This is a genomic window from Promicromonospora aerolata (assembly GCF_042682255.1).
Taxonomy (GTDB): Bacteria; Actinomycetota; Actinomycetes; order Actinomycetales; family Cellulomonadaceae; genus Promicromonospora; species Promicromonospora aerolata.
On the sequence record NZ_JBHUHF010000001.1, the window covers coordinates 550,894 to 575,531 of the forward strand.

Genomic DNA, 24,638 nt, shown 5'->3' on the forward strand with positions numbered 1-24,638 from the left:
CCCCGTGGCGGCAGTCGCGCTGGTGGCCGCCGCCACGGCCCTGATCCTGCTGGTGACGCAGCCGTGGGACACGGCGGCACCGGCGCCGGACGGGATCCAGGTCGACCCCGCCCGGGTCGCGGAGCTGGAGGCCGCAGAGGCCGAGCGGGACGTCGAGAACCTGACGGCCGCGGCGGAGCTTGCCGTGTCGGCGCAGGAGCGGCTGCTGCCCGTGATGGACGGGCTGTACGCGGCGCTGCCGGCGGGGGACGAGCCGGGTGACGCGTCGGCAGCGGATGCCTCGACAGGCGAGCCGGAGGGGGAGAGGAAGCCCCCGACGGCGGCCGAGCTGGGGCAGTGGCGCGACATCGTGGCGGACGTGACCGCCGACGTCGAGGCGTTGCCCTCCGGATCGTCCGAGCACAACATCGTGCGCAACGGGCTCGTGCTCTCCACCGAGCTGCTGGGGGACACGCTCGACGTCCTCGAGCTGGCCGGTGAGAGCGGCGGGTCAGGGGAGTCCGGGCGGCTCTTCGCCGTCGCGGGCGACCTGCGTACGCGGGCCGTCGACGCCTGGGCGGTCGGGGCGGTCCAGCTGGACCTCCAGTACATCGCGGCCGACCGCGGTCACCTGCACGCGTTCCTGCCGCTGCACTCCGGCATGTCGGAAGAGGGTGAGGCCGAGGTGCCGCACGGGGACCACTGAGGGGCCGGCGCGGCAGCTCAGCTCTCCTGCCACGGGACCGACCCCGTCACGGTGCGGCGGTACTGGCCCGGCGACGTGCCGGTGTACTTCTTGAAGGCGACGCCCATGTACTCGGAGTGGCTGAACCCGAGCCGTTCCGCGATGCGGTGCAGCGTCCAGTCCGTCGACGACAGCAGCTCCGCGACGCGGCCCATCCGGACGCGGAGGATCTCGGCGTGCACCGTCCGGCCGAGCAGCCGCTCGAACCGGTGGTCGAGCGCGCGCCGGGAGAGGCCCACGTGCCGGAGCACCGCCTCGACCTTGAGGTTCTGCTCCGCGCCGTCCCGGATGAAGCGCAGGGCCTCGACGACGAGCGGGTCGTCCACGGCGAGGATGTCGGACGACTGCCTGGTCACGATCCGGGTCGGATCGATGAGCCGCAGCCCGGGCTCCAGCACCTCGCCGTCCATCATCTGGTCCAGGAGCTGCGCGGCCAGGTGGCCCATGTGCGTCGTGTCCGGGGCGATGCTGGAGAGCGGCGGTGAGGTCAGGTTGCCGATGAGCTCGTCGTTGTCGACCCCGATGACGGCCACCTCGTCCGGGACGGCGAGGCTCGCGAGGGTGCAGGCCTCCAGCACCTCCTGGCCGGCGATGTCGTAGCAGGCGAGGAGCCCGACCGGCTTCGGCAGCCGGGTCAGCCACGCGGCGAGGCGCGCACGGTCGGCCGCTCGTCTGCCGGACGGGATCATCCGGAACTCGTGGGCCGTCGATCCCTGCTGTCGCACGTGCTCGGCGAACCAGGCGCCGCGCTTGAGCGCCCAGGCGAAGCGCTCGTCGCCGCAGTAGGCGAAGTGCCGCAGCCCGCGCTGTGCGAAGTGCTCGACCGCCCACCGCGCGATCGTGTCGTCGTTGGTCTCCACCCCGGGCAACGCCGGCAGGAGCCGGGCCGCGCTGAGGTCGACGGTCGGCAGGTCGAGCCGACGGACGAGCTCGGCCGTCGGCGCCGTCTCGATGCGGGCCAGCACCCCGTCGCCACGCCAGCCGTCGAGCCACGAGAAATCGGTCTCGTGGCGACTGTGCTCGCCCAGGTACATCGACCAGCCCGTGCGGGCCTCGGCGTACTTCCGCACGCCGGTCAGCAGCGCCCGGGCGTAGGCGTTCGAGGTCTCGACGAGCAGTGCGACGTGCCGGGTTCTCGGGGCGGGCATGTGAAATATCTAAGCAGCGATGCGTGATCGCGCATGGTGTGACCTCGGTCACCGTCCATAGCGTGTGGGGCACTACCGAGGAGGTCAGCGTGACGGAGAACGTACGGGTGGCAATCGTGGGGCTCGGATTCGGCGCCGAGTTCATCCCCATCTACCAGGCGCATCCTGACGCCGAGCTGGTCGCCGTGAGCCAACGGTCCGAGGACGCCCTGAACCGCGTGGCGGACGCCTTCGGCGTCCCGCGCCGCTACACCAGCTACGCCGAGATGCTGCAGGACCCCGATATCGACGCGGTCCACATCAACACCCCCATCCCGGCGCACGCCGAGCACACCGTGGCCGCCCTGAAGGCAGGCAAGCACGTGGCGTGCACCGTGCCCATGGCGACGACGACCGACGAGTGCCGTGCGATCGTCGCCGCGGTCCGGGAGTCGGGCAAGAAGTACATGATGATGGAGACCGTCGTGTACTCACGCGAGTTCCTCCACGTCCAGGACCTGGTGGAGGACGGCACGATCGGCCGGGTCCAGTTCCTGCGCGGAGCGCACCACCAGGAGATGGCCGACTGGCCGGGGTACTGGGAGGGTCTCCCGCCCATGCACTACGCCACCCATGCGGTCAGCCCCGTCCTCACCCTCGCCGGGGCCCTGGCGGAGAGCGTCGTGTGTCTCGGATCGGGCCGCATCGCGCCCGCCCTGGCCGCCCGCTACGGATCACCGTTCGCCGTCGAGAGCGCGCTCCTCACGCTCCGCGACTCGCACGTCGGCGCCGAGATCGCGCGGTCGCTGTTCGAGACGGCCCGCGAGTACGTCGAGAGCTTCACGGTCTACGGCGACCAGGCCACCTTCGAGTGGGAACAGACCCAGGGCGGCGGGCACGTGCTGCACGTCGGTGAGACGCCGAAGCGCATCGAGGTCCCGGACTACGCCCATCGGCTGCCGGCCCAGATCGCGCCGTTCACCACGCGCGGCGTCTACGACGACGAGCACGAGCACCTCAGCTTCGTCCAGGGCGCCGGCCACGGTGGTTCGCACCCGCACCTGGTGCACGAGTTCGTGCGGAGCATCATCGAGGATCGCGCTCCGGCGATCGACGAGGTCACGGGCGCCAACTGGACGTCGGTCGGCATCTGCGCCCACGAGTCGGCCATGCGGGGTGGAGCCCGGGTGGAGATCCCGGACTACTCGGACGTACGGCGATGACCGCGACCCTGCAGCGGGGTGCGACGTCGCCCCCGTCGCGACGGCGGACACGATCGCGGTGGACGGTGGTACGGCGCCGGCTGCCGGCCGCCCTGGGCGCCCTCGCCGCCGCGGCGGCCGCCGTGTGGGTGGTGTTTCTCGCCACCGACACGCCGGCAGGTCCCGCGGCGACCAACCCGGGAACCTTCCTCGTGACCCTGCTGGACGCCCTGACGTTCGGCGGACTGCTGTTCGTGGCCGCGTCCGGCTTCACCCTCATCTTCGGGCTGATGCGGACCGTCAACATGGCGCACGGGTCGCTGTTCCTGCTGGCCGCCTACGTCGCCATCCGGGTGCAGGAGGCGATGGTCGGCCGGTCCCGCAACATCGACGCGTCGGACGTCGGCATCCTCGACTGGCTGGTGCCGATGCTCGTCGGTGCCACGGTCGCGGCGGTGCTGGGGCTGATCATCCAGCAGGTGTTCCTGCAGTGGAACGAGGGCCAGGAGCTCCGGCAGGCGCTGATCACGCTGGCCATCACCGTCGTCCTCGCCGACCAGATGCTCCGCGCGTTCGGTGGGCTGGCCGGCCGGATGGTGTGGCCCGGCGCGGTGACGGACTTCTACTCCGTCTTCGGCGAGCGCTACGCCCTCAGCAGGTTGTTCATGCTGGCCGTCGCCGTCGTCGTCGGCCTCCTGCTGTGGCTGTGGCTCAACCGGACGAGCGTCGGCATGGTCATCCGGGCCGGCGTCGACGACCGGCAGATGGTCCGTGGACTCGGGATCAACATCAAGCTCGTGTTCGCGGTGACGTTCTTCGTCGGTTCGTTCCTCGCCGGGCTCGGCGGCGTGCTCGGTGCCTCGTTCGCCGGCGCCGCACCCGGTACCGACGCCGACTGGCTGCTGAACTCCCTGGTGGTCGTCATCATCGGCGGGCTGGGATCGTTCAAGGGGGCCGTCGCCGGGTCGCTGCTGTACGGGACGGTCGTGGCGTTCTCGCCGGCCTACCTGCCCAGCGAGTACTCGTTCTACGCCATCATCATGACCTTCGCCCTGCTGGCCCTGGTGCTGGCCGCCCGCCCGCAGGGGCTGTTCGGGAGGGTGGCATGACGATCCTCCGCTCCGTCCGGCCGGGCGGCACCCTCCTCGCCGGCCTGATCGCCGTGCTCCTGGTGCTGCCTGCCCTCGCCCCCGCGTTCTTCATCAACTTCGTGATGACCAAGACCCTGGTCCTCGGGATCGCGGCCGCCTCGATCGTGTTCCTCGCCCGGTACGGCGGGCTGGTGTCGCTGGCCCAGTTCCTCTTCTTCGGCGTCGGCGGCTTCATGTACGGCAACGCCGTGCTGGAGGACGGATCTCGTGGACTCAACCTCGGTATGAGCCCGTGGGCGGCGGTCGTGTTCGCGATCGTCGTCACCACCGCCGTCGCGTGCGTGCTCGGCGCGCTCGCCAGCCGGATGACCGGGCTCTACTTCCTGATGCTCACGATGGTCTACACGGTGATCGGGTTCTTCGTCTTCGCGCAGATCGTCGAGATCTCCGGCCCGGGAGGCCTCACGAGCATCCCCCGCCCGGAGCTCATGGCGCCGCCGGTCAGCCTGTACTACGCGGCGCTGGCGGTGTCCGTCGTGGCCTACGTGGGCTTCCGCGCCCTCGGCCGCACGCCGTTCGGGCTCACGCTGCAGGGAGTCCGGGACGATCCCCTCCGGATGGCGTCCCTCGGCTTCAACGTCCCGCTGCACCGGACAGCGGCCTTCACCCTGGCCGGCTTCGTCGCCGGACTCGCCGGGGTGCTGAACGTCTGGTGGAACGGGCAGATCGATCCCGCCTCGATCGCGCTCGACCCCAGCCTGATCCTGCTGATCATGGCCGTGATCGGCGGCATCTCGTACTTCGAGGGTGCCTGGCTGGGCGCCTTCGTGTACGTCCTCGTCTTCACCTACCTCCGCGACGTTCCGCTGCTGGACCAGATCGGAATCACCGAGGCTCGCCTGAACACGGTGATCGGAGCAGTGGTGCTCCTGATCATGGTGCTCTCCCCGGAGGGGCTGGCCGGGATCGCGGAGCAGGTCCGTCGCCGGGTCCGGGCGACCCGGACGAGACATTCCGCAGTGGCTGACGACGCACGTCCGACGCTGACGACACCCACAGGAGAACAATCATGAACTTCACCCGACCACGGCGGCCAGCGACGTTCGCCATCACCCTCGTCACCGGTCTCGCGCTGGCTACCGCAGGGTGCTCCGACCGCGGTGGAGCCAGCGGGCTCCCCGCCGACGACACGGCAGACCCGTCCGGCGCAGCCGCCCCCCAGGACGACGGCACCGTGCGCCTCGGCATCCTCGGTCAGTGCGAAGGGCCGTTCGGCGGCTTCCACGAGGACGTCGCGGGCGGCACGGCGCTCGCGATGGTGAACCACGCCGGTGCGACCGTGAACTCCGCGACCAGTGCCCTGGAGGGGTTCTCGGGTGCGGAGGTGGCAGGCACCCCGATCGAGCTCGTCGGCATCGGGTGCGGGAACGACACCGCCGACCGGATCCTCGAGGAGACCCGCCGTCTCGTCGAGCAGCTGGGCGCCAACGTGATCATCGGCCCACTCTCCGGGGACGAAGGGCCGGCCGTCGCGGAGTACGCGAAGGCCAACCCCGAGCTGACGGTGCTCGCGGGCATCTCCGGTTCCCAGGAGCAGACCCTGCACGTGCAGGCCGACAACTACTTCAGGTGGTACGGCGACGGGGCGATCTGGAACGCCGGACTGGGCGACATCCTGTACAACGAGCGCGGCTGGCGCAAGGTCGCGGTGATCGCCGACGACTACAGCTTCGGGCACACGTCGTCGGCGGGGTTCATCGCCGACTTCTGCGCGGTCGGCGGTGAGGTCACCCACCGCGTCTACCCGCCGCTCGGCACCACGGACTACTCGTCCTACATCGCACAGCTGCCGGGCCCGGACGAGGTCGACGGCTACTTCTGGGCCGTGGGCGGGACGGGTACCCAGGCGTCGCTCGAGGCCTTCGTCAACGGCAAGGGCGACCTGACCGGCGACCAGCACGCGGGCAACTTCTTCTTCAACCCCGACCTCGCCCAGGCGCTCGGCACCGACATCGCCGGTGCCTACATCGGGGGGTTCGCCACGCTGCCGGGCGACGTGCACACGCCGGAGATCGAGGAGTACCTGGCCAGTGCCGACGCGACCTGGGAGTCGCTCCCTGGCTCGTTGAGCAACAACGAGCCGGCGGACCCGTCGGTGGCGGCCGCGTTCGGGTTCTTCTACGGCTACTACTCGGCAGGTGTGGCGCTGGCCGAAGGGCTGGCCGCGGTCGACGGTGACATCTCCGACCCGAAGGCGCTGCAGGACGCGATCGGCGAGCTCGAGCTCGAGCTGCCGTACGGACCCATGAGCCTCGACGAGAACCGCAGCGGGATCGTCGACGTCGGCCTGTCCCAGCTCGTCGTCAACGACGACGGCGAGATCGAGCAGAAGACCGTCGCGATCGTCCCCGGGGTCGACCAGACGTTCGGGGGCACCTTCGGTCCGGACACGCCGTCGCCGTCCCGGGACTTCCCGGGCTGCGAACAGCGTGACCTGCCGTGGACGGGGAACGCGATCCCCGTCGTCGACGGTGTCCCGCAGCAGGGCTGACGCGATGTCGACCGAGCTGCGGGGCAGCGAGGAGCCGGCACCCACGGCGAGGGCCGTACCGGTGATCCAGGTCGTGTCGGCCGTCGTGGCCTTCGGCGGGCTGCGGGCGCTGAAGGGGCTCGACCTGGACGTGGCCAGGGGGGAACGGCTGGCGATCCTCGGTCCGAACGGTGCCGGGAAGAGCACGTTGTTCAACGTGATCGCGGGAGACATCCGGCCCACCGAGGGCGCGGTGCTGATCGAGGGACGGGACTGTACGTTCCTTCCGTCGAGGTACCGGCCTCGGCTCGGCGTGGTGCGCACCTACCAGAAGGCGCGGTGCCTCGACGGGCTGACGGTGCGGGAGAACCTCTGTCTCGCGGTGGCCGGGCGCCGGCGTCACCAGTGGCCGCTCTGGCGCTCCCGCCGTGACCGGCAGCTGGACGACGCCGCCGTCGCGGTCGCCGAGGTGGTCTGGCTGACCGACGACCTGGGCACGACGGCGGGCGAGCTGTCCCACGGGCAGCGCCGCCAGCTGGAGCTCGGCATGGCGATGGCCGGCGATCCGGAGGTGCTGCTCCTGGACGAGCCGGCGTCGGGGCTGTCCCGCGGTGAACGCGAACAGCTCACCGAGCTGCTGGGCTCGCTGGCCGGGGAGGTGACGCTGCTGCTGATCGAGCACGACATGGACGTGGCGTTCACCGTGGCGCAGCGGGTGGTGGTGATGGCCGACGGCGAGATCGTCGCCGCGGGGGACCCGGACCAGGTCCGCAGCGATCCGGTCGTGCACGAGATCTACCTCGGAGTGGAGGGATGACCATGAACGGTGCCGGCGCACCCCTGCTCGCCGTCGACGGGCTGTCGGCCGGGTACGGCGCATCGACGGTCCTGGACGGCGTCAGCTTCCGGATGGGCGTCGAGGCGGTCGGGATCGTCGGCCGCAACGGGATGGGCAAGACGACCTTCTGCGACACGCTCGTGGGCTTCCTCCCGTCGTCGGCGGGGCAGGTCTCGTTGCGGGGGCGCCGGGTGGACAACCTGGCACCGGAACGGGTGGCCCGGTCGGGGATCGCCTACGTGCCGCAGGGGCGGCGGCTCTTCCTGTCGCTCACGGTGGACGAGCATCTCGCGATGCTCGCCCGGCGAGCGCGGAACAAGCGGTGGACGCCGGAGGCGGTCTACGAGCTGTTCCCCCGTCTCGCCGAACGCAAGAAGCACGGGGGAGCGGACCTGTCCGGTGGTGAGCAGCAGATGCTCGCCGTCGGACGGGCGCTGCTGCTCAACGCCCGGCTGATCGTCATGGATGAACCGTCCGAAGGGCTGGCACCCACGATCGTCGACGTCCTGGTGTCCGCCGTCCGGCAGCTGGTCGACGAGGGCGTCGCGGTACTCGTCGTCGAGCAGAACCTGCGCGCCGCCGCGCGGATGGCGAACCGCCAGCTCGTCATGGTCTCGGGACGCATCGAGGCGGAGTTCACGGGCGACGAGCTGCTGGCGCGGACGGACCTGCAGAGCAAGTACCTGGGCGTCGGGACCGCGTAGTGGAGACCTGCCATCGGACGTACCCGGCACGGAGCCGGGCCAACACCGCAGAGGAGTACAGGTGAACGCAGCGAGAAGCTTCGGAGTGAACACGTGGGTGTGGACCTCACCGCTCACGGACGACCGGCTGGCCGAGCTGGCACCGCGCGTGGCGGACTGGGGGTTCGACTCGATCGAGCTTCCGGTGGAGGACGTCGGTGACTGGGATCCCGAGCGTGCCGCGACGCTGCTCGAGTCGCTCGGGCTGACGGCGACCCTCGTCCTTGCCATGGGTGCCGGGCGCGAGCTCGTCGCGGCCGACCGGCCCACGATCGCGGCCACCCGGGACTACATGCGTCGCGTGGTCGACATGGCGCACACGATCTCGGCACCGGTGGTCGCCGGGCCGGCGTACACGTCGGTGGGCCGTACCTGGCGGATGTCCGAGACCGAGCGCCGGGCGTGCTACCTGCAGCTCCGGGACGGGCTCGCTCCCGTCGTCGAGCATGCCCGGGCCGCCGGGACCACGATCGCCGTCGAGCCGCTCAACAGGTTCGAGACCAGCCTGATCAACACGGTCGACCAGGCGCTCGAAGCCCTCGACGGCCTGCCGGCCGAGGCCTGCGGTGTGGCGCTGGACGTCTTCCACATGAACATCGAGGAGCAGGACATCCCCGCGGCCATCCGGCGTGCCGGCGCGCGGGTCGCGCACGTGCAGGTGTCCGGGAACGACCGGGGCGCCCCCGGCGCCGACCACATCGACTGGCGCGGCATCGTCGACGCACTCGACGACGTGGGCTACGAGGGGCCGCTGACGATCGAGTCGTTCACGCAGGACAACGAGACGATCGCGGTCGCTGCCTCGATCTGGCGGCCGCTCGCGACCACCCAGGACGTCATCGCCGTCGACGGACTGGCCTTCCTGTCGGGCCTCGTCCGCAAGGGGGCGCCGATGGCATGAGACCGGCGGGGTGGTTCGGCGGTGACCGACGGATGGTCGGCCCGCATCCAGTGACGAGAGACGGTGAGAGGTCCATGCAAAGACGCAAGCGATCCATCGCAGGTGCCGTGGCCACGGCTTTCCTGGCTTCGACTCTGACCGGGGCGGCGATCGCCCCCGCCCAGACGCAGGAGGCCGAGTACGACGTCCTGTTCTTCCACAAGACGACCGGCTTCCGGCACGGCTCGATCCCAGCGGCCCTCGGCGCCGTCGAGGAGCTGGGTGCCGCCAACGACTTCTCGGTGACCGAGACCCAGGACGCCTCGGTCTTCACCGACGACGGCCTGGCCGACTACGAGGCCATCGTGTTCTACACCGATGGTGAGAACACGCTGGACGCGGACCAGCGGCTCGCGTTCGAACGGTACATCCAGGCGGGCGGCGGTCACGTGGGCCTGCACTCGTCGTCCAACATGGACAAGACGGACTGGCCCTGGTGGGCGGACCTCATGGGGGGCGGGTTCTTCCGCAACCACCCGTCGGGAGCGGACCAGTTCCAGGAGGCCACGGTCCGGGTCGAGGACGCCACGCACCCGTCCACCGCGGCGCTGCCCGCCGAATGGGTCCGCACGGACGAGTGGTACAACTTCACGGCCAACCCGCGCGAGAAGGTGCACGTCCTGGCGACCCTGGACGAGTCGACGTACGCACCGGGCCCGGGCGCGATGGGTGCGGACCACCCGATCGCCTGGTGCTCCAACTTCGACGGTGGCCGCACCTGGTACACCGCGCTGGGGCACGAACCGGAGCACTACGACGAGCCGTTGCTGCGTGAGCACATCCTCGGTGGCATCCAGTGGTCAGCGGGTGCCGCCCCCGGCGACTGCGGCGAGCCGCGGGACGGTCTGCCGACCGAAGCCTCGTTCGAGAAGGTCACGCTCGACGACAACACGGCCAACCCGATGGAGCTGGCGGTCGCCTCCGACGGTCGGGTCTTCTACGTCGAGCTGGGCGGGGCGGTGAAGCTCTACGACCCGGAGACCGGTGCCGTGACGAAGGCGGCGGACATCCCGGTGCACCGTGGCAACGAGAACGGGCTGCTGGGGATCGCGGTCGACCCGGACTTCGAGACGAACCACTGGATATACCTCTTCTACAGTGCTCCGTCCCCCGAGGTGCAGCGCGTCGCGCGCTTCACGGTCGACGACGCGACGGTGGACCTGGCCTCCGAGCAGGTGCTCCTCGAGATCCCGCACCAGCGGGAGGTGTGCTGCCACTCGGCAGGCTCGATGGCGTTCGGACCCGACGGGGACCTGCACATCTCCCTCGGCGATGACACCGCCCACTTCGCGTCGCAGGGGTTCGCGCCGATCGACGGTCGTGTCCACGACGAGCAGACGAGCGAGGACGCCAAGCACAGCTACGACGCGCGGCGTACCTCCGGCAACACCAACGACCTTCGAGGCAAGATCCTGCGGATCACCCCCGAGGACGACGGCTCGTACTCGATCCCGGAGGGCAACCTGTTCCCACCCGGCACCGAGGGGACGCGGCCCGAGATCTACACGATGGGTCACCGCAACCCGTTCCGGATCGCCGTCGACGACGAGACCGGCTGGGTCTACGCCGGCGAGGTGGGGCCGGACGCGGGCGCCGACAACCCCGACCGCGGTCCGCGCGGCTACGACGAGTGGAACCAGATCCGGGAGGCGGGCAACTACGGCTGGCCGTACTGCATCGCGGACAACCAGCCGTACCGGGAGTGGGACTTCGCGAGCAGCACGCCGGGTGAGTTCTTCGACTGCGAGAACGGCCCGGCCAACGACTCGCCGTTCAACACCGGTCTGGACGTCGTACCGCCGGCCGAGGACGCGTTCGTCTGGTACCCGTACGGCGACTCCCCGGAGTTCCCCGAGCTTCCGGGCGGTGCCGGCCGGACCGCGCTCGCCGGCGACGTCTATCACTACGACCCCGAGCTGTTGGGGGACGGCCAGTTCCCGGCCTACTACGACGACACGGTGTTCGTCATGGAGTGGTCGCGGAACTGGATGGGCGTCGTCCACCTGGACGAGAACGGCGACTACGCCGACTTCGAGGAGTTCATGCCGAACACCGAGTTCCGCAGCCCGCAGGACATGGCGTTCGGGCCGGACGGCGCGATGTACCTCCTCGAGTGGGGCGTCGACTTCAACTACGCCGGCGGCGGGGTGAACCCCGACTCCGGTCTCTACAAGGTCAACTACACCGACGGTGCGCGGACGCCGGTGGCGGTGGCCGGCTCGGACCAGGACTCGGGTGCCACTCCGCTGGAGGTGGCGTTCTCCGGCTCGGACAGCCACGACCCGGACGGTGACGACCTGACCTACGCCTGGGACTTCGGGGACGGGACCACGTCCGACCAGGTGAGCCCGAGCCACACCTACACCGAGGCGGGCGAGTTCACGGCGCGGCTGACGGTCACCGACCCGTCGGGGCGCAACCACAGCTCGAGCCTCACGATCGCGGCGGGGAACACCCGCCCCGAGGTGACGATCGAATCGCCGGCCCAGGGGCAGGTGTTCACCTGGGGCGACGACATCCCGTACCGGATCTCGGTCTCCGACACGGAGGACGGTTCCGGCGGCGACATCGACTGCGAGCGCGTGACCGTCCAGCAGGGCCTCTATCACGACGAGGGCGGCAACGCGCACGTGCACCCCGGTAACTCGCAGACCGGCTGCGTCGGGGTGATCGAGACGCAGGAGGATGCCGAGCACGGTGACGCCGCGGACATCTCGCTGGTGGTCATCGCGAGCTATACGGACCTCGGCGGCGAGCCCGGGTCACCGGAGCTGACCGGTGCCGCGACGCACGTCCTGCAGCAGCCGCGCAAGGAGGTGGAGCATTCCACCGATTCCTCCGGGATCGAGGTCAGGCCCGCCAACGATCCGGAGACCGGAGGCGGCGCCGCGATCGAGGGCCAGGATGGTGCCTGGGCGTCGTACGAGCCGTACAACCTCGAGGGCGACGGCGCACTGCGGCTCCGGGTCGCCGCCGCGGAGGACGCCACCGTCGAGGTGCGCCGCGACGCGCCCGACGGGGAGCTGCTGGGGACCGCCCAGATCGACGGAGGTGTCGAGGTCGGGCGGTCCGACGGCCCCGCCGGGTTCGGCAGCGCCGTCCAGCTCAATGGATCGAGCCCGCTGGAGCACGTGGAGCTGCCGGACGGCATCGTCAGTGACGTCGACGACTTCACGTTCTCCGCGTGGGTGAACTGGAACGGTGGCCAGACGTGGGCCCGGGTCTTCGACTTCGGTTCGGGAACGGACAACTACATGTTCCTCACGCCGAGCGCCGGTGGCAGCGACAAGCTGCGGTATGCCATCACCACCGGGTCGGGTGAGCAGCAGATCAATGGTTCGCAGCAGCTGCCGACGGACGGGTGGCAGCACGTCGCGGTGACGCAGTCCGGCACGACCGGCACGCTGTACCTGAACGGCGAGGTGATCGGGACGAACACCAACCTGACGCTGAGCCCGTCGGACCTGGGCCTGACCCCGAACAACCTGATCGGGAAGTCCCAGTGGCCGGACCCGCTGCTCGACGGTGCGGTCGACGACGTCAACCTGTTCGACAGGGCCCTGACACCGCAGGAGGTCCAGTCGCTGGTGGGCAGCGCCGGCGGCGACGTCGGCGGAGGGAACCTGGCCTGGTACCAGTTCGACGAGGACGGCGGTGCGACGGCGGTCGACTCCTCCGCGCAGGGGAGCGACGGGAGCATCGTGGTGGCTGACGACGCCGCGGCCTGGCAGACCGTGACGGTGGACCTGCTGCCCACGGAGGGCACGTTCCCGCTCCATCTCGTCCTCCCGGACCGCAAGGCACGGGTGAACTGGATGGAGGTCGAGCCCGGGGACCCGGTCGAACCGGGTGCGTGCACCGATCCGGACGAGCGCGCGACCGTGATCGTCGGCGACGTCGACAGCGGTGTGCCGAACCATGACACCGGTGATGGATGCACGGTCAACGACCTGATCCTCGACGGGCAGGCCTGGAGCAACCGCGGCGAGTTCATCAAGCACGTGCGAGCCGTGGTGGCGGACCTCGGGAGCGATGGCGTGCTGACGGCGAAGGAGGAACGGGACATCAGGCGAGCCGCCGCACGGAGCGATGTCGCTCGGGGCGGCCCGCAGCGCTGATCCGACGCGGGAGCGGGCGCGGGCGGCTCGGGGCAAGACGCCCCGGGCCGTCCGCGTTCGGTCGTACCGCCGGAGTCGCCGGTGATGATCCAGGAGTTCGCTCCCGAGGCATGACGGCGGCACGTGTTGCCCGCCGTCGGGCACGCGACGAGAATTCGGCCCAACCTGTCAGAATCTGTCAGAACCTGTCAGAAGGGGAGCAGTGCCATGACCCAGTACTTCCTGACCCTGCCGCACGACGCGGCAGAGGAACCGACGATGGAGTCGATGCAGGAGATGGATCCGGCGGAGCTGGAGGCGGTCTTCGCCGCCGTCGGCGCCTTCAACACGGCCCTGACCGAGTCGGGGGCCCTGGTCGCCGCCGGCGGGCTGCACCCGCCGTCCACCGCGATCACCGTCGACGCCACCGGACCCGAGCCGAAGCGTGTTCCTGGTCCGTTCGTGGACGCACCGGAGTATGTCGGCGGATTCTGGATCATCGACGTCGCGGACGAGGAGACCGCGCTCGGCTGGGCCGAGCAGTGCTCCGCGGCGCTGCAGTCGCGGATCGAGGTGCGGGCTCTGCAGGAGAAGCCCGAGTAGCTGACCAGCTCAGCGGACTTCGTCGGCCGGCGGGGCGGTCGGCGACGGCCCGGTGGGGATGGGCTCCTCGAACACGAGCAGCGTGTGCGTGTTCAGGATGCCCCGCATGCCCTGGATCTGGTCCAGGATCAGGTGCCGCAGGTCGGCGTTGTCGCGCGCGCGCACCAGCAGCACGAGGTCGAACTCCCCGCCGACCAGCCCGATGTGGTCGATCCCGCGCAGCGTCCTGAGCTCTTCGCGGACCGAGCGCCACTCCGCCTGCTCCAGGTTCACCGTCACATAGGCTGAGGTGCCGAGGCCGGCCAGCACGGGGTCGATGTCCGCGCGGTAGCCGCGGATCACCCCGGTGGACTCGAGCCGCCGGACGCGCGCATAGGCGTTGGCCCGCGAGATGTGGAGCCGTTCGGACAGCGACCGCATGGACATGCGGCCGTCCTGCCGCAGCTCGTCGACGATGCGCTGGTCGACCTCGTCGAGGCTTGCTACCACTTGTCTCGCCGCCATGCCCTCAGCCCCTTCGCCGTTGGACATCTGGATCGCTTTACCAGCAGATTGCTGGACGTTCTCTCGGATCTGCGCCGTTGATGGATTCCGAATAGAACCTTGACGATCATATCTATATGACAGGCATCACAGGCAGGGCAAGTGACCCCGATCGCATGCTGCCGTCCCGGGAGCCGGTCATGCTCCTCGGCCCGGACGGTCGTCCGGCCACCGCGGAGGGTGCCGCCCTGCCCTCGGGCGAGGCGCTGCTGCGGGGCCTGGCGGGCATGGTCGCCGCCCGCCGCTTCAACGACCAGGCTTCCGCCCTCGTGCGGCAGGGGCGCCTGGCGGTCTACCCCTCCTCGCACGGTCAGGAGGCGTGCCAGGTCGCTGCGGCGCAGGTGCTCACCGACGACGACTGGCTCTTCCCGACCTACCGCGACACCGCGGCCGCCGTCGCACGAGGCGTCGACCCGGTCGATGCCCTGGGCCTGCTCAAGGGTGACTGGCACTCGGGCTACGACCCGTACGAGCAGCACGTGGCACCGCTAACGACGCCCCTGGCCACGCAGCTGCCGCATGCCGTGGGCGTGGCGCATGCGGCACGGCTGCGCGGGGAGCGCACGGTCGTCATGGCGCTGTGCGGCGACGGCGGCACGAGCGAGGGCGACTTCCACGAGGCCCTGAACTTCGCGGCGGTCTTCCGGGCGCCGGTCGTCTTCTTCGTCCAGAACAACCAGTACGCGATCTCGGTGCCGCTGGCCCGGCAGTCGGCCGCCCCGTCGCTGGCGCACAAGGGCGTGGGCTACGGCATCCCGGGGGAGCAGGTGGACGGCAACGACCTCGCCGCGCTCCTTTCCGTCCTGTCCGGAGCGGTCGAGCGGGCGCGGGCCGGCGAGGGGCCGCAGCTCGTCGAGGGCCGTACCTACCGGATGCAGGCTCACACCAACGCCGACGACGCGACCCGCTACCGCGCCGACGACGAGGTGGCCGCGTGGGCGGCCAAGGACCCGCTGGTGCGGCTGGAGGCCTACCTGCGCACCGAGGGGGTCCTGGACGACGCGCGCGCCGCCGCGTTCACCGAGGCGGCCGAGCAGGTCGCCCACCGGATGCGGGACGGCCTCAACCAGGACGTCGAGCCCGACCCCGACGACCTGTTCCGGTTCGTGTACGCCGAGCCCACCCCCCAGCTCACCGAGCAGCTCGCCGTGGTCCACGACGAGCTGACCCGGGACGGACTGACCAGAGAGGAGGTCCGCCGATGACCGCTACCGCGGTGGAGCACGAGACGCTCAGCACGGCGCAGGCCATCAACCGGGCCCTGCGTGACGCGATGGCCGAGGACCCCACGGTGCTCGTGCTCGGTGAGGACGTCGGTGCGCTCGGCGGCGTCTTCCGGGTCACGGACGGCCTCACCGCCGAGTTCGGCGAGGACCGCTGCTTCGACACCCCGCTCGCCGAGGCGGGTATCGCGGGCTTCGCGGTCGGTCTCGCCATGAACGGCATGCGTCCCGTGATCGAGATGCAGTTCGACGCCTTCGCGTATCCGGCCTTCGAGCAGGTCGTCAGCCACATCGCCAAGATGCGCAACCGGACCCGCGGACGCGTCGGGCTGCCCCTCGTCATCCGGATCCCCTACGCCGGCGGCATCGGCGGGGTGGAGCACCACTGCGACTCCTCGGAGTCCTACTACGCCCACACCCCCGGGCTGCACGTCGTCGCGCCGTCGAACCCCGCGGACGCCTACTCGCTCCTGCGGGCCGCGATCGCGTCGCCGGACCCGGTGGTGTTCCTCGAGCCGAAGAAGCTCTACTGGGCGAAGGGCGAGGTCACCCCGGGGCATGGCGACGAGCCGGGCATCGGCACCGCCGTCGTGCGCCGTCCGGGTACCGACGCGACCCTCATCGCCTACGGGCCGGCCGTACCGGTCGCGCTCGAGGCGGCCGAGGTGGCCGAGCGGGACGGCCGCAGCCTGCAGGTCGTCGACCTGCGCTCGATCGTGCCCTTCGACGACGCGGGCGTCTGCGCGGCCGTCGAGTCGACGGGACGCGCCGTCGTCATCGCCGAGGCGGCGGGTTTCGCCAGTGTCGCCTCGGAGATCGCGGCGCGGGTGAGCGAACGCTGCTTCCACTCGCTGTCCGCGCCGGTGCGCCGCGTCACCGGGTTCGACATCCCCTACCCGCCGCCGAAGCTCGAACACTTTCAGCTGCCGTCGGTCGACCGGATCCTCGACGCCGTCGACGACCTGCAGTGGGAGGACGCATGACCAGCACCACGACCGAGCGCACCTTTCTGCTGCCCGACCTCGGTGAGGGACTGACCGAGGCCGAGGTGGTGCACTGGCTCGTCGCGGCGGGTGACGTCGTCACCACCGACCAGCCGGTGGTCGAGGTCGAGACGGCCAAGTCGGTCGTCGAGGTGCCCAGCCCGTACGCCGGCCGGGTGGCCGCCCTCCACGCCGTCGAGGGCGAGCTCGTCGAGGTCGGCAGGCCACTGATCTCCATCGCCCCCGAGACTGCCGACGCGACCGCGGAGACCTACCGCGAGGAGGAGCAGGCCGGCTCGGGCAACGTGCTCATCGGCTACGGCACCTCGGCGCCGACAGGCCCCGGCCGCCGACGTCGGCCACGCGGCGCCCCGCCGGCGCCGGTCGCTGGGGCGGCGCCGGTCGGTGCGACCGGGCCGGTCGCCGGGGCCGGGCCGGCCGCCACGGACCATCGGCCGGTCAAGGTGATCTCGCCGATCGTCCGGCGGCTGGCCCGTGACGCCGGGCTGGACCTGCGCGCGATCCGGCCCACCGGAGCCGGCGGCGTCGTCACCAGGTCCGACGTGGGCGCCGCCCTCGCGAGCGCGCTGCAGGCGCCCGCGGCGCCGGACGCGGTCCCTGCCGCAGGGGCGCGCGAGTCGGTGGTGCCCAAACCTGGGGCGCCGACAGCACTCGTGCGCGCCGCACCTGTGCCCGCTGCGCCTGTGCCCGCCGCATCTGTGCCCGACGCCACGCCCCCGGTGAGTTCTGGCGGCGAGCGGCGCATCCCGCTCAGCGGCTTCCGGAAGGCGGCATCCCGGGTGCTCTCGCGCAGTCGCGCCGAGATTCCCGAGGCGACGGTCTGGGTCGACGTCGACGCCACCGCGCTCTGGGACCTGCGCGAGGCCGCCCGCACGTCCGCCGACCCCGGGCCGGGCCTGCTCGCCTACCTCGCCCGGTTCGTGGTCGCAGGCCTCAAGGAGTATCCGGTGCTGAACGGGCGGCTCGACGTGGAGCGCGACGAGATCGTCGTGCCTGACGCGATCAACCTCGGTGTCGCCGTCCAGGGCAAGCAGGGACTGGTCGTCCCCGCGGTGCTCGGGGCGGGGTCGATGACCACCGCCGAGCTCGACACCGCCCTGCGCGAGCTGACGGCACGCGCTCGCGCGGGCCGGGCGACGGCCGAGGAGCTCGCCGCAGGAACGTTCACGCTGAACAACTACGGCAGCTTCCGGGTCGACGGCAGTGCGGCGATCATCAACCATCCGCAGGTCGCGATCCTCGGGATCGGCCGCATCATCGACCGGCCCTGGGTGGTCGACGGCGAGATCGTGCCGCGCAAGATCGCCCAGCTGTCGTTCGTCTTCGACCACCGGGTCTGCGACGGCGGGACGGCGGCCGGGTTCGTGCGGTCCGTGGCGGATGCGATCGAGAACCCCGCCGCGGCGATCGTGCGCCTCTGACGGCCCCTGTGCGCTTGATGTCTCGGTCGGCGCCGTGAGAGTGTCCCGTTGACGTGAACCGCCTCTCCTGACCGTCCGGGGGAAAGGCGAGATGTAGTCGGCAGGGCGGCCTGAGGGTCGCCTTGTACTTGACACGCATCTGTTCTTTCGCGGCTCGCCTCTGGGTCGTCTTCTTCGTCAACGGGGCCGTTCTTTCCAGCTGGGCACCGCGCATCCCTGAGGTCAAGCGCCTCCTTGATCTCAGCGACAGCGAACTGGGTACTGCCTTGTTCGGCGTCGCCGCGGGATCTGTCCCCGCACTGCTGCTCACCGCTCGGATCCTCGATCGCGTGAGATCAGGACGGGCCTGCGTGGCCAGCGCGCTGCTCTTCAGCGCGTCGCTGCCGCTGATCGGCGTCGCCGATGGGATGTGGCAGCTGGCCGGAGTGCTCATGCTGCTCGGGGCGGCCAGCGGCGTCCTCGACATCGCCATGAACACCGCCGCCATCGACTACCAGCGGCACACCGGTCACCGAGTCTTGTCCCGGTTGCACGGTGGGTACAGCCTGGGCGTGCTCGCGGGCGCCCTGGGCGGGGTGGTCGCTACGCGGGTCGGCGCTACGGTGACGGAGCACTTCCTCGCCGTCGCCGTCCTCCTCGTGGTCCTGACTGTCGTGGGTGCTCCGATGTTGTGGTCCCAACCCCGGAACGCTGCCGCACGAGAGTCCGGAGCCACCCACGTCCTGCCGCGGAAGAGATGCCGCGGGCTGCCGTTGGCGATCGCCGTGCTCGCCGTCTCTGGTCTGCTCATCGAGGGGCTGGTCACGGACTGGTCGGCCCTGCTGGTCACCCGCGACCTTGGAGCATCAGCCTCCCTGGGTGCCATCACTCTTGCCCTGTTCAGCTTGACGATGTTCATCTCCCGCTCGGCAGGCGATGCCGTGCTTGACCGTTTCGCGGAAAGCACGGTGCTGACGACCGTTGCCGTGGTTGTGGTCTGCCTCGTGGCACTCAACTCAGTCGTCGCCCATCCGCTGGTCATGGCGGTGGCCATCGGCCTGGTCGGACTGGTCCTTGGCCCCGTCTTCCCCGTGGCGGTCTCCCGTGCCAGCCGGTCCGTACCCGGACAAGCCGCGTCGATGACCGCGCAGGTCAGCGCCGTCGGGTACCTCGCGTATCTCGGTGGGCCGCCCGTGATCGGCTTCGCCGCTGACGTCATCGGCCTAGCCGGCACCTTCGCCGCCGCAGTGGCCCTCGGATGCCTGGGCATCGTCATTGCGCGTCGTGGCCCCGGCTGAAGCGGCATCCGGGCCGACCGCGGATCGGCCAGGACGCGTTCCGTCGTGCGCCGTGAAGAGTTATCCACAGATCTCAGATTGCACGTGCGCAGCATACAAACGTTCGAGAGAATGGAGAATCAGCGGACAACGGAGCGGAGGTGGATACCGATGGGTCGGTCGACGAGCGGCACGTCCGGCGGTTCGCCTCCCGCGGAGTCGGTGGAGGACGTGCTGGGCCGGATCGAGGATGCGGTGGGTGATCTGGCGGACCTGGTCGGTCCGGAGGTGCTGAACGGGTGGGACGCGCCGAGTGTGACGCGCCTGGTGGAGGCGCACGCGCGGATCCGTCGGGTGACCGGTCGTCTGGACGGGGTGCGGTACACCGTTCTGGAGCGGGTCGAGCGGGAGGGTTCGTGGCGGTCGGGTGGTATGGCGCGTACGTTCCGGGCGTGGTTGCGGTTGCGTGAGGGGGTGTCGTCGGCGACGGCGGGTAGGGACGTGGCGATGGCGCGCCGGCTGGCGACGGCGTTGCCCGTGACGCGGGAGCAGCTGGTCGCGGGGCGGCTGGGTGTGGATCATGCGCGGGTGATGGCGGAGGTCGCGCCGACGAGCGAGACCCGCACGGACGCGTTGGCGTGGTTGGTCGATACCCGTACGGGGCAGACGACCACGCCCGAGCAGTTCGTGCAGAGCGTGTCTGTGGACTTCCCGGACCCGTTGGATGATCCGGACGGCACTCGCACACGGGAGCGGATCACCGCGGTGCTGGAGCAGGCGGTCGCGGACGGGACGCTGGTGACCGGTGAGGGTCTGGTGTTGCGTGAGGCGGGTGTGTTGAACGCGGACCGGTTCCGTGTGGTGGCGCGCCGGTTCGCGACGGTGACCGATCCGGGCACGGACGACATCGAGGACGACAAGGCCGCGCAGGGGGAGTTCCTGGACCTGTCCAAGACGTTGGGCGGCTATCACGTGGCGGGGTTCCTGACCGACGAGCACGGCCTGCTGGTCTCGGCGGCGGTGAACGCGGTCATGGGTGCGCCCGCGGCCGGAGAGGTGCGCACGTCGACGCAGCGTCGGGCGCAGGGGTTGGCAGACGTGGCGCGGACCGTGCTGGAGACCAACGAGGCCTCCCCGGGCGCGGCGATCGCGCCGCATCTGAACGTGACGGTGTCCTGGACCGAGCTGGTCACCCAGGTCACCCGGACCCGGGACGGCGTGTGTCTGAGCTGCGGGCAGACGCCCGCACGCGGCCGCCGGGCGGGTAGCGGGGTGCCGGGCACGGCGGTGTCCGAGCTGCTGGCGCTGGGTGGTCCGGTGTTCACCGAGACCGGTGGCCGTGCACCCCGGGCGTTGTTGCGGCGGTTGGCGTGTGATGGTGCGGTCACGCGGGTCGTGTTCGGGCCGGATGGTGCGGTGGTGGATGTGGGTCGTGCGCAGCGGACGGTGACGGGGCAGATGCGTCGTGCGGTGATTGCCCGGGATCGGCATTGTGTGTATCCGGGGTGTGATCAGCCGCCGTCGCGGTGCGAGGTGCACCATGCGGTGCGGCACTGGGCTGACGGTGGGCAGACCTCGGTCGCGAACAGTGCGTTGCTGTGCTGGTTCCACCATCAGCTCGTGGACGCCCGAGGCATTGTCATGCACTGGACCGGCAAGCCGGCGACCGACACGGCAGGTTTCCTGCTGGAGACCGGGTGGGCGTTCACCGATGCCCGTGGGCATCGCATCCGCCTGCCCGAAGGTCTGTCCTCGCCAGGCGACGGTCCGCCGGCGGACCTGCCGACCGGCCCGATCGCCGAGGTGCCGCCGACAGCGGAAGCCGCCTGAACCCCAGATCGCGGCGAACCGGACCAGCACGGCGGGACCGGACGAGCACGGCCAGCCCGGACCTGCACAGCCGGTGGAGCGGGGCCCGCGCCGCGTCAGCGGGGCTCGATCAGCTGGTTGGTGATGCGCGCGGTGCAGATGCGGCGTCCCTGCTCGTCCGTCACGACGATCTCGTGCGACGTGACGGTCCGCCCCAGGTGCACGGGCGTCGCCGTGCCGGTCAGGATCCCGTCCGTAGCACCGCGGTGGTGCGTGATGTTGAGGTCCACGCCGGCACACACCTTGCCTACCGTGCTGGCGTGGATCAGCGCGCACCACGATCCGAGAGCCTCCGTGAACGCGGCGGTCGCGCCGCCGTGCAGGCGATGCAGCGACTGGGTGTTCCCCGCCACCGGCATCGTGGCCACGACGCGTTGCGCCGACTGCTCCAAGACCTCGATGCCCAGCTTCTCGTCCAGGGCGCCCAGCGTGATCGTCCACGGCGTCGTCATGCGGTCACTGTAGGCGGTCGCTGGGGGCGGTCGCCGTGGGTCGTCCCCGGGGCGGTCGGGCCGTCGCCGGGCACCGTCACCGTGGGTCGTCACCGTAGGCCGCCACGTGCGCGGCGGCGTCCGGCTGCGGCCGGAGGCCCTCGAAGAGCACGCTGGAGATCGTGGCGGCCAGCGCGTCGGCCGGCAGCGGCCCACCGGGCCGGTACCAGTCGACCAGGGAGTTGACCATGCCGAAGATGAGGCGGCTGATGACGTCGGGATCCACGTCCCCGCGCAGGTCGCCCTCCGCCGCCGCCTGACGGACCAGCGCCGCGAGGCGGTCGTCGATGTGTCGTCGTCGTTCCATCGCCGCCCGCTCGACGGCACTGTTGCCGCGAACGCGCAGCAGGAGCGTGACGGCGGGGAGGTTGCCGGCGAGGATGTGGACCGCCGCCTCGACAGTGGTCCGCAGGCGTACCGAGCTGCGCTCGCCGTCGGTCGCCTCCGACGCCGCCTCGACCGCCGCGCTCAGCCCTTCCAGCGCCTCGTCGAGGGCCGCGGAGAGCAGTGCCTCCTTGCTCGGGAAGTGGTGGTAGACCGCCGACTTGGTGACGCCAAGCTCCGCCGCGAGGTCGCTGATCGACGTCGCGTCGAACCCGCGGCGGATGAAGAGGTCGATGGCGGTGCGGAGCACCGCCTCGCGGTCGTGGCCCGGGCGTCCGCGCGGCCGGCGGCCCGGCGTGGCCGCCGCGTTGGCGTCTGTGGTCATCCGAGCATCGTCCCAGACAGCCCGGTCCAAGGCTGGCGGTGAGTGGTCGGCAGGACGTCAGGTGGTCGGCAACTCGGGTTACCGATCACCTGACGTCTTACCGACCACTCACCGAGGGGTCTTCGCGACCAGAGTCAGCACGTCGTACGTGGCCACCTGCTCGTCGTCCTGGTTGGTGACCGTCGCGTCCCACCGCACCTCGCCGTAGTCGGCCGAGCTGCGGGGCGTGATCTGCTTGACGGTCAGGTGCACCCGGATGGTGTCGCCCGCCTTGACGGGGGTGAGGAACCGCAGGTGGTCGACGCCGAAGTTGGCGAGCACCGGGCCGGGTTCCGGGTCCACGAAGAGGCCCGCGGCGAGGGACACGACAAGGTACCCGTGGGCGACGATGCCCCCGAAGAACGGGTTCGCCGCGGCGGCCTCCGGGTCGGTGTGCGCGTAGAAGGTGTCGCCGGTGAACTCGGCGAAGTGGTTGATGTCGTCGAGCGTGACCGTCCGGGACGCCGTCTCGATCGTGTCGCCGACGCGCAGCTCCGCGAGGGACTTGCGGAACGGGTGCACCGTGTCGAGCACGCGCCGCGACCCGGTGGTCCACCGGCCGGTGATCGCGGTGAGCATGTCGGGGGAGCCCTGGACCGCCGTGCGCTGCATGTGGTGCAGCACGGCCCGGACGCCGCCGAGCTCCTCGCCGCCGCCAGCCCGTCCCGGGCCGCCGTGCACCAGCATCGGCAGCGGGCTGCCGTGCCCGGTCGACTCGGCGGCGTCGTCGCGGTCGAGGACCAGCAACCGGCCGTGCCAGGGAGCGAGCCCGAGCGCCACCTCGCGGGCGACCTGCGGGTCGTGGGTGACGAGCGAGGCCACCAGGCTGCCCCGACCCTGCGCGGCCAGGTCCACCGCCTCGCGCACCGACCCGTAGGTGAGCACCGTGCTGACCGGGCCGAACGGCTCCACCTCGTGGGGCTCGGCGGCGCCAGGACGGGCCCGCAGCAGGACGGGGGAGAGAAAAGCGCCGCGCTCGGCGTCGGCGCCCACGACGTCGACGTGCGCCGGGTCGCCGTACACGATCTCCGCGGAGGTGCGCAGCGCCTCGATGGCCTTGCGGACCTCGTCGCGCTGGCGCAGGCTGGCGAGCGCGCCCATGCGGACGCCCGGGTCGGCGGGATCTCCGACGGTGATCCGGTCCAGGCGCGCGCTGATCGCCTCGACCACCGTGTCCGCGAGCGACTCCGGCACGATGACGCGCCGGATCGCCGTGCACTTCTGGCCGGCCTTGACGGTCATCTCGGTGACGACGCCCTTGACGAACAGGTCGAGCTCCTCGTCCTGTGCGGTCACGTCGGGGCCGAGGATCGAGCAGTTCAGCGAGTCGGCCTCGACGCCGAGGCGGACGCCGCGGTGCAGCACCGCGGGGTGCTGGCGCAGGATCTCGGCGGTGTGCGCGGAGCCGGTGAACGCGACGGAGTCCTGCTCGCCGAGCTCGTCGAGCAGCGTGCCCGCGCTGCCGCAGACCAGCTGCAGGCTGCCGGCGGGGAGGATGCCGGAGGCGATGATCTGCCGGACCACCGCCTCGGTGACGTACGCCGTCTGGCTGCCGGGCTTGACGATGCTGGGCAGGCCCGCGAGGAAGGCGGGCGCGAGCTTCTCGAGCATGCCCCAGACGGGGAAGTTGAAGGCGTTGATCTGCACGGCGACGCCGGGGCGCGACGTGTACAGGTGCTGGCCCACGAAGCTGCCGCTCTTGCCGAGCGGCTCGAGGGCGCCGTCGAGCACGACGGTGTCGTTGGGGAGCTCCCGCTTGCCCTTGCTCGCGAAGCTGAAGAGCGTGCCGATGCCGCCGTCGATGTCCACCATCGAGTCGCGCCGGGTGGCGCCCGTGCGCAGCGACAGCGCGTAGAAGTCGTCCTTGAGCCTGCCCAGGTGCAAGGCCAGCTCCTTGAGCCGGCCTGCCCGTTCGTGGAACGTCAGCTCCCGTACCGCCGGTCCGCCGACCTGGCGGGCGTGGTCGACCAGCGCCGCGAAGTCGAGGCCGTTGCTCGAGACGCGGGTGACCTCGTCCCCGGTCACCGCGTCGAGGACGGGCTCGCCGTCGTCGGTCCCGCGGAACCAGCTGCCCGCGACGTAGCTCTCCAGCTGTGTGCTCACTGTGCGCATCCCCTCGGATCGGTCTGCCCGGGCCGTTGTGCTCCCCGCTGTGGCTGTGTCAATCTAGTACAGAACGTTCGGTCAG

Annotated in this window: 20 protein-coding genes; 15 read left to right on the forward strand and 5 right to left on the reverse strand. The window is 70.9% G+C overall.

Annotated features, from left to right (window positions below; genetic code table 11):
* Positions 1 to 4 precede the first annotated feature (4 nt).
* Positions 5 to 685: a hypothetical protein gene (locus tag ACFSL2_RS02450; protein WP_377196303.1), complete on the forward strand. Its 681-nt coding sequence runs from the start codon at positions 5 to 7 to the stop codon at positions 683 to 685.
* Positions 686 to 702: 17 nt separating this feature from the next.
* Here the strand turns inward: ACFSL2_RS02450 and ACFSL2_RS02455 are convergent, their stop codons facing one another.
* The gene (locus ACFSL2_RS02455) at positions 703 to 1,872 is read right to left on the reverse strand and encodes a XylR family transcriptional regulator (protein WP_377196304.1); all 1,170 of its coding nucleotides are present in this window, start codon (positions 1,870 to 1,872) and stop codon (positions 703 to 705) included.
* Between the two features lie 89 nt (positions 1,873 to 1,961).
* Between ACFSL2_RS02455 and ACFSL2_RS02460 the strand changes: the two genes are divergently transcribed.
* The 9 genes from ACFSL2_RS02460 to ACFSL2_RS02500 all read left to right on the forward strand — a co-directional run bounded on the left by ACFSL2_RS02460 (position 1,962) and on the right by ACFSL2_RS02500 (position 13,895).
* Complete coding sequence (locus ACFSL2_RS02460; RefSeq protein WP_377196305.1) at positions 1,962 to 3,074, forward strand: Gfo/Idh/MocA family protein; 1,113 nt, start codon at positions 1,962 to 1,964, stop codon at positions 3,072 to 3,074.
* Entirely contained in the window at positions 3,071 to 4,162 is a 1,092-nt protein-coding gene (locus ACFSL2_RS02465; RefSeq protein ID WP_377196306.1) for a branched-chain amino acid ABC transporter permease, read from the forward strand. Before ACFSL2_RS02460 ends, ACFSL2_RS02465 begins: the two co-directional genes overlap by 4 nt.
* On the forward strand, positions 4,159 to 5,217 hold the full coding sequence (locus ACFSL2_RS02470) for a branched-chain amino acid ABC transporter permease (protein ID WP_377196307.1): 1,059 nt from the start codon (positions 4,159 to 4,161) through the stop codon (positions 5,215 to 5,217). The genes ACFSL2_RS02465 and ACFSL2_RS02470 overlap by 4 nt, the downstream gene beginning before the upstream one ends.
* A complete protein-coding gene (locus tag ACFSL2_RS02475; protein ID WP_377196308.1) occupies positions 5,214 to 6,695 on the forward strand; it encodes an ABC transporter substrate-binding protein in 1,482 nt (493 codons plus the stop codon). Before ACFSL2_RS02470 ends, ACFSL2_RS02475 begins: the two co-directional genes overlap by 4 nt.
* A gap of 4 nt (positions 6,696 to 6,699) precedes the next feature.
* Complete coding sequence (locus ACFSL2_RS02480) at positions 6,700 to 7,491, forward strand: ABC transporter ATP-binding protein (RefSeq protein WP_377196309.1); 792 nt, start codon at positions 6,700 to 6,702, stop codon at positions 7,489 to 7,491.
* Positions 7,488 to 8,216, forward strand: a complete 729-nt coding sequence (locus tag ACFSL2_RS02485; RefSeq protein WP_377196310.1) for an ABC transporter ATP-binding protein — start codon at positions 7,488 to 7,490, stop codon at positions 8,214 to 8,216. The genes ACFSL2_RS02480 and ACFSL2_RS02485 overlap by 4 nt, the downstream gene beginning before the upstream one ends.
* Positions 8,217 to 8,277: 61 nt before the next feature.
* On the forward strand, positions 8,278 to 9,156 hold the full coding sequence (locus ACFSL2_RS02490) for a sugar phosphate isomerase/epimerase family protein (RefSeq protein WP_377196311.1): 879 nt from the start codon (positions 8,278 to 8,280) through the stop codon (positions 9,154 to 9,156).
* Between the two features lie 107 nt (positions 9,157 to 9,263).
* On the forward strand, positions 9,264 to 13,313 hold the full coding sequence (locus ACFSL2_RS02495; RefSeq protein ID WP_377196312.1) for a ThuA domain-containing protein: 4,050 nt from the start codon (positions 9,264 to 9,266) through the stop codon (positions 13,311 to 13,313).
* A gap of 207 nt (positions 13,314 to 13,520) precedes the next feature.
* Complete coding sequence (locus tag ACFSL2_RS02500; protein WP_377196313.1) at positions 13,521 to 13,895, forward strand: YciI family protein; 375 nt, start codon at positions 13,521 to 13,523, stop codon at positions 13,893 to 13,895.
* Positions 13,896 to 13,904: 9 nt separating this feature from the next.
* On the opposite strand, the gene ACFSL2_RS02505 is transcribed toward ACFSL2_RS02500, so the two are convergent.
* Complete coding sequence (locus tag ACFSL2_RS02505) at positions 13,905 to 14,399, reverse strand: Lrp/AsnC family transcriptional regulator (RefSeq protein WP_377196314.1); 495 nt, start codon at positions 14,397 to 14,399, stop codon at positions 13,905 to 13,907.
* A 116-nt stretch (positions 14,400 to 14,515) separates the two neighbouring features.
* Between ACFSL2_RS02505 and pdhA the strand changes: the two genes are divergently transcribed.
* From pdhA to ACFSL2_RS02530, 5 genes are all read left to right on the forward strand, one after another.
* The gene (pdhA, locus tag ACFSL2_RS02510; protein WP_377196315.1) at positions 14,516 to 15,643 is read left to right on the forward strand and encodes a pyruvate dehydrogenase (acetyl-transferring) E1 component subunit alpha; all 1,128 of its coding nucleotides are present in this window, start codon (positions 14,516 to 14,518) and stop codon (positions 15,641 to 15,643) included.
* Positions 15,640 to 16,644, forward strand: coding sequence for an alpha-ketoacid dehydrogenase subunit beta (locus ACFSL2_RS02515; RefSeq protein ID WP_377196316.1), 1,005 nt, complete (start codon positions 15,640 to 15,642; stop codon positions 16,642 to 16,644). Before pdhA ends, ACFSL2_RS02515 begins: the two co-directional genes overlap by 4 nt.
* Positions 16,641 to 18,086 carry a dihydrolipoamide acetyltransferase family protein gene (locus tag ACFSL2_RS02520; RefSeq protein WP_377196317.1) on the forward strand — a complete coding sequence of 482 codons (1,446 nt, stop codon included), beginning with the start codon at positions 16,641 to 16,643 and terminating at the stop codon, positions 18,084 to 18,086. The genes ACFSL2_RS02515 and ACFSL2_RS02520 overlap by 4 nt, the downstream gene beginning before the upstream one ends.
* A gap of 128 nt (positions 18,087 to 18,214) precedes the next feature.
* Positions 18,215 to 19,363, forward strand: coding sequence for an MFS transporter (locus ACFSL2_RS02525; protein WP_377196318.1), 1,149 nt, complete (start codon positions 18,215 to 18,217; stop codon positions 19,361 to 19,363).
* A gap of 150 nt (positions 19,364 to 19,513) precedes the next feature.
* Positions 19,514 to 21,172 carry an HNH endonuclease signature motif containing protein gene (locus tag ACFSL2_RS02530; RefSeq protein WP_377196319.1) on the forward strand — a complete coding sequence of 553 codons (1,659 nt, stop codon included), beginning with the start codon at positions 19,514 to 19,516 and terminating at the stop codon, positions 21,170 to 21,172.
* Between the two features lie 95 nt (positions 21,173 to 21,267).
* Here ACFSL2_RS02530 and ACFSL2_RS02535 read toward each other — a convergent pair whose 3' ends face one another.
* The 3 genes from ACFSL2_RS02535 to paaZ all read right to left on the reverse strand — a co-directional run bounded on the left by ACFSL2_RS02535 (position 21,268) and on the right by paaZ (position 24,562).
* Positions 21,268 to 21,663, reverse strand: coding sequence for a PaaI family thioesterase (locus ACFSL2_RS02535; protein ID WP_377196320.1), 396 nt, complete (start codon positions 21,661 to 21,663; stop codon positions 21,268 to 21,270).
* Positions 21,664 to 21,739: 76 nt separating this feature from the next.
* Positions 21,740 to 22,411: a TetR/AcrR family transcriptional regulator gene (locus tag ACFSL2_RS02540; protein ID WP_377196321.1), complete on the reverse strand. Its 672-nt coding sequence runs from the start codon at positions 22,409 to 22,411 to the stop codon at positions 21,740 to 21,742.
* A 108-nt stretch (positions 22,412 to 22,519) separates the two neighbouring features.
* Complete coding sequence (gene paaZ, locus ACFSL2_RS02545; RefSeq protein WP_377196322.1) at positions 22,520 to 24,562, reverse strand: phenylacetic acid degradation bifunctional protein PaaZ; 2,043 nt, start codon at positions 24,560 to 24,562, stop codon at positions 22,520 to 22,522.
* Positions 24,563 to 24,638: the final 76 nt, after the last annotated feature.

Excerpts from the sequence above, each read along its gene's own strand:
- ACFSL2_RS02520 (WP_377196317.1), top strand. The coding sequence starts at position 16,641 with ATGACCAGCACCACGACCGAGCGCACCTTTCTGCTGCCCGACCTCGGT.
- ACFSL2_RS02530 (WP_377196319.1), top strand. The coding sequence starts at position 19,514 with ATGGGTCGGTCGACGAGCGGCACGTCCGGCGGTTCGCCTCCCGCGGAG.
- ACFSL2_RS02505 (WP_377196314.1), bottom strand. The coding sequence starts at position 14,399 with ATGGCGGCGAGACAAGTGGTAGCAAGCCTCGACGAGGTCGACCAGCGC.
- ACFSL2_RS02455 (WP_377196304.1), bottom strand. The coding sequence starts at position 1,872 with ATGCCCGCCCCGAGAACCCGGCACGTCGCACTGCTCGTCGAGACCTCG.
- ACFSL2_RS02475 (WP_377196308.1), top strand. The coding sequence starts at position 5,214 with ATGAACTTCACCCGACCACGGCGGCCAGCGACGTTCGCCATCACCCTC.
- ACFSL2_RS02465 (WP_377196306.1), top strand. The coding sequence starts at position 3,071 with ATGACCGCGACCCTGCAGCGGGGTGCGACGTCGCCCCCGTCGCGACGG.
- ACFSL2_RS02540 (WP_377196321.1), bottom strand. The coding sequence starts at position 22,411 with ATGACCACAGACGCCAACGCGGCGGCCACGCCGGGCCGCCGGCCGCGC.
- paaZ (WP_377196322.1), bottom strand. The coding sequence starts at position 24,562 with ATGCGCACAGTGAGCACACAGCTGGAGAGCTACGTCGCGGGCAGCTGG.
- ACFSL2_RS02470 (WP_377196307.1), top strand. The coding sequence starts at position 4,159 with ATGACGATCCTCCGCTCCGTCCGGCCGGGCGGCACCCTCCTCGCCGGC.
- ACFSL2_RS02480 (WP_377196309.1), top strand. The coding sequence starts at position 6,700 with ATGTCGACCGAGCTGCGGGGCAGCGAGGAGCCGGCACCCACGGCGAGG.
- pdhA (WP_377196315.1), top strand. The coding sequence starts at position 14,516 with ATGACAGGCATCACAGGCAGGGCAAGTGACCCCGATCGCATGCTGCCG.
- ACFSL2_RS02535 (WP_377196320.1), bottom strand. The coding sequence starts at position 21,663 with ATGACGACGCCGTGGACGATCACGCTGGGCGCCCTGGACGAGAAGCTG.
- ACFSL2_RS02485 (WP_377196310.1), top strand. The coding sequence starts at position 7,488 with ATGACCATGAACGGTGCCGGCGCACCCCTGCTCGCCGTCGACGGGCTG.
- ACFSL2_RS02500 (WP_377196313.1), top strand. The coding sequence starts at position 13,521 with ATGACCCAGTACTTCCTGACCCTGCCGCACGACGCGGCAGAGGAACCG.
- ACFSL2_RS02515 (WP_377196316.1), top strand. The coding sequence starts at position 15,640 with ATGACCGCTACCGCGGTGGAGCACGAGACGCTCAGCACGGCGCAGGCC.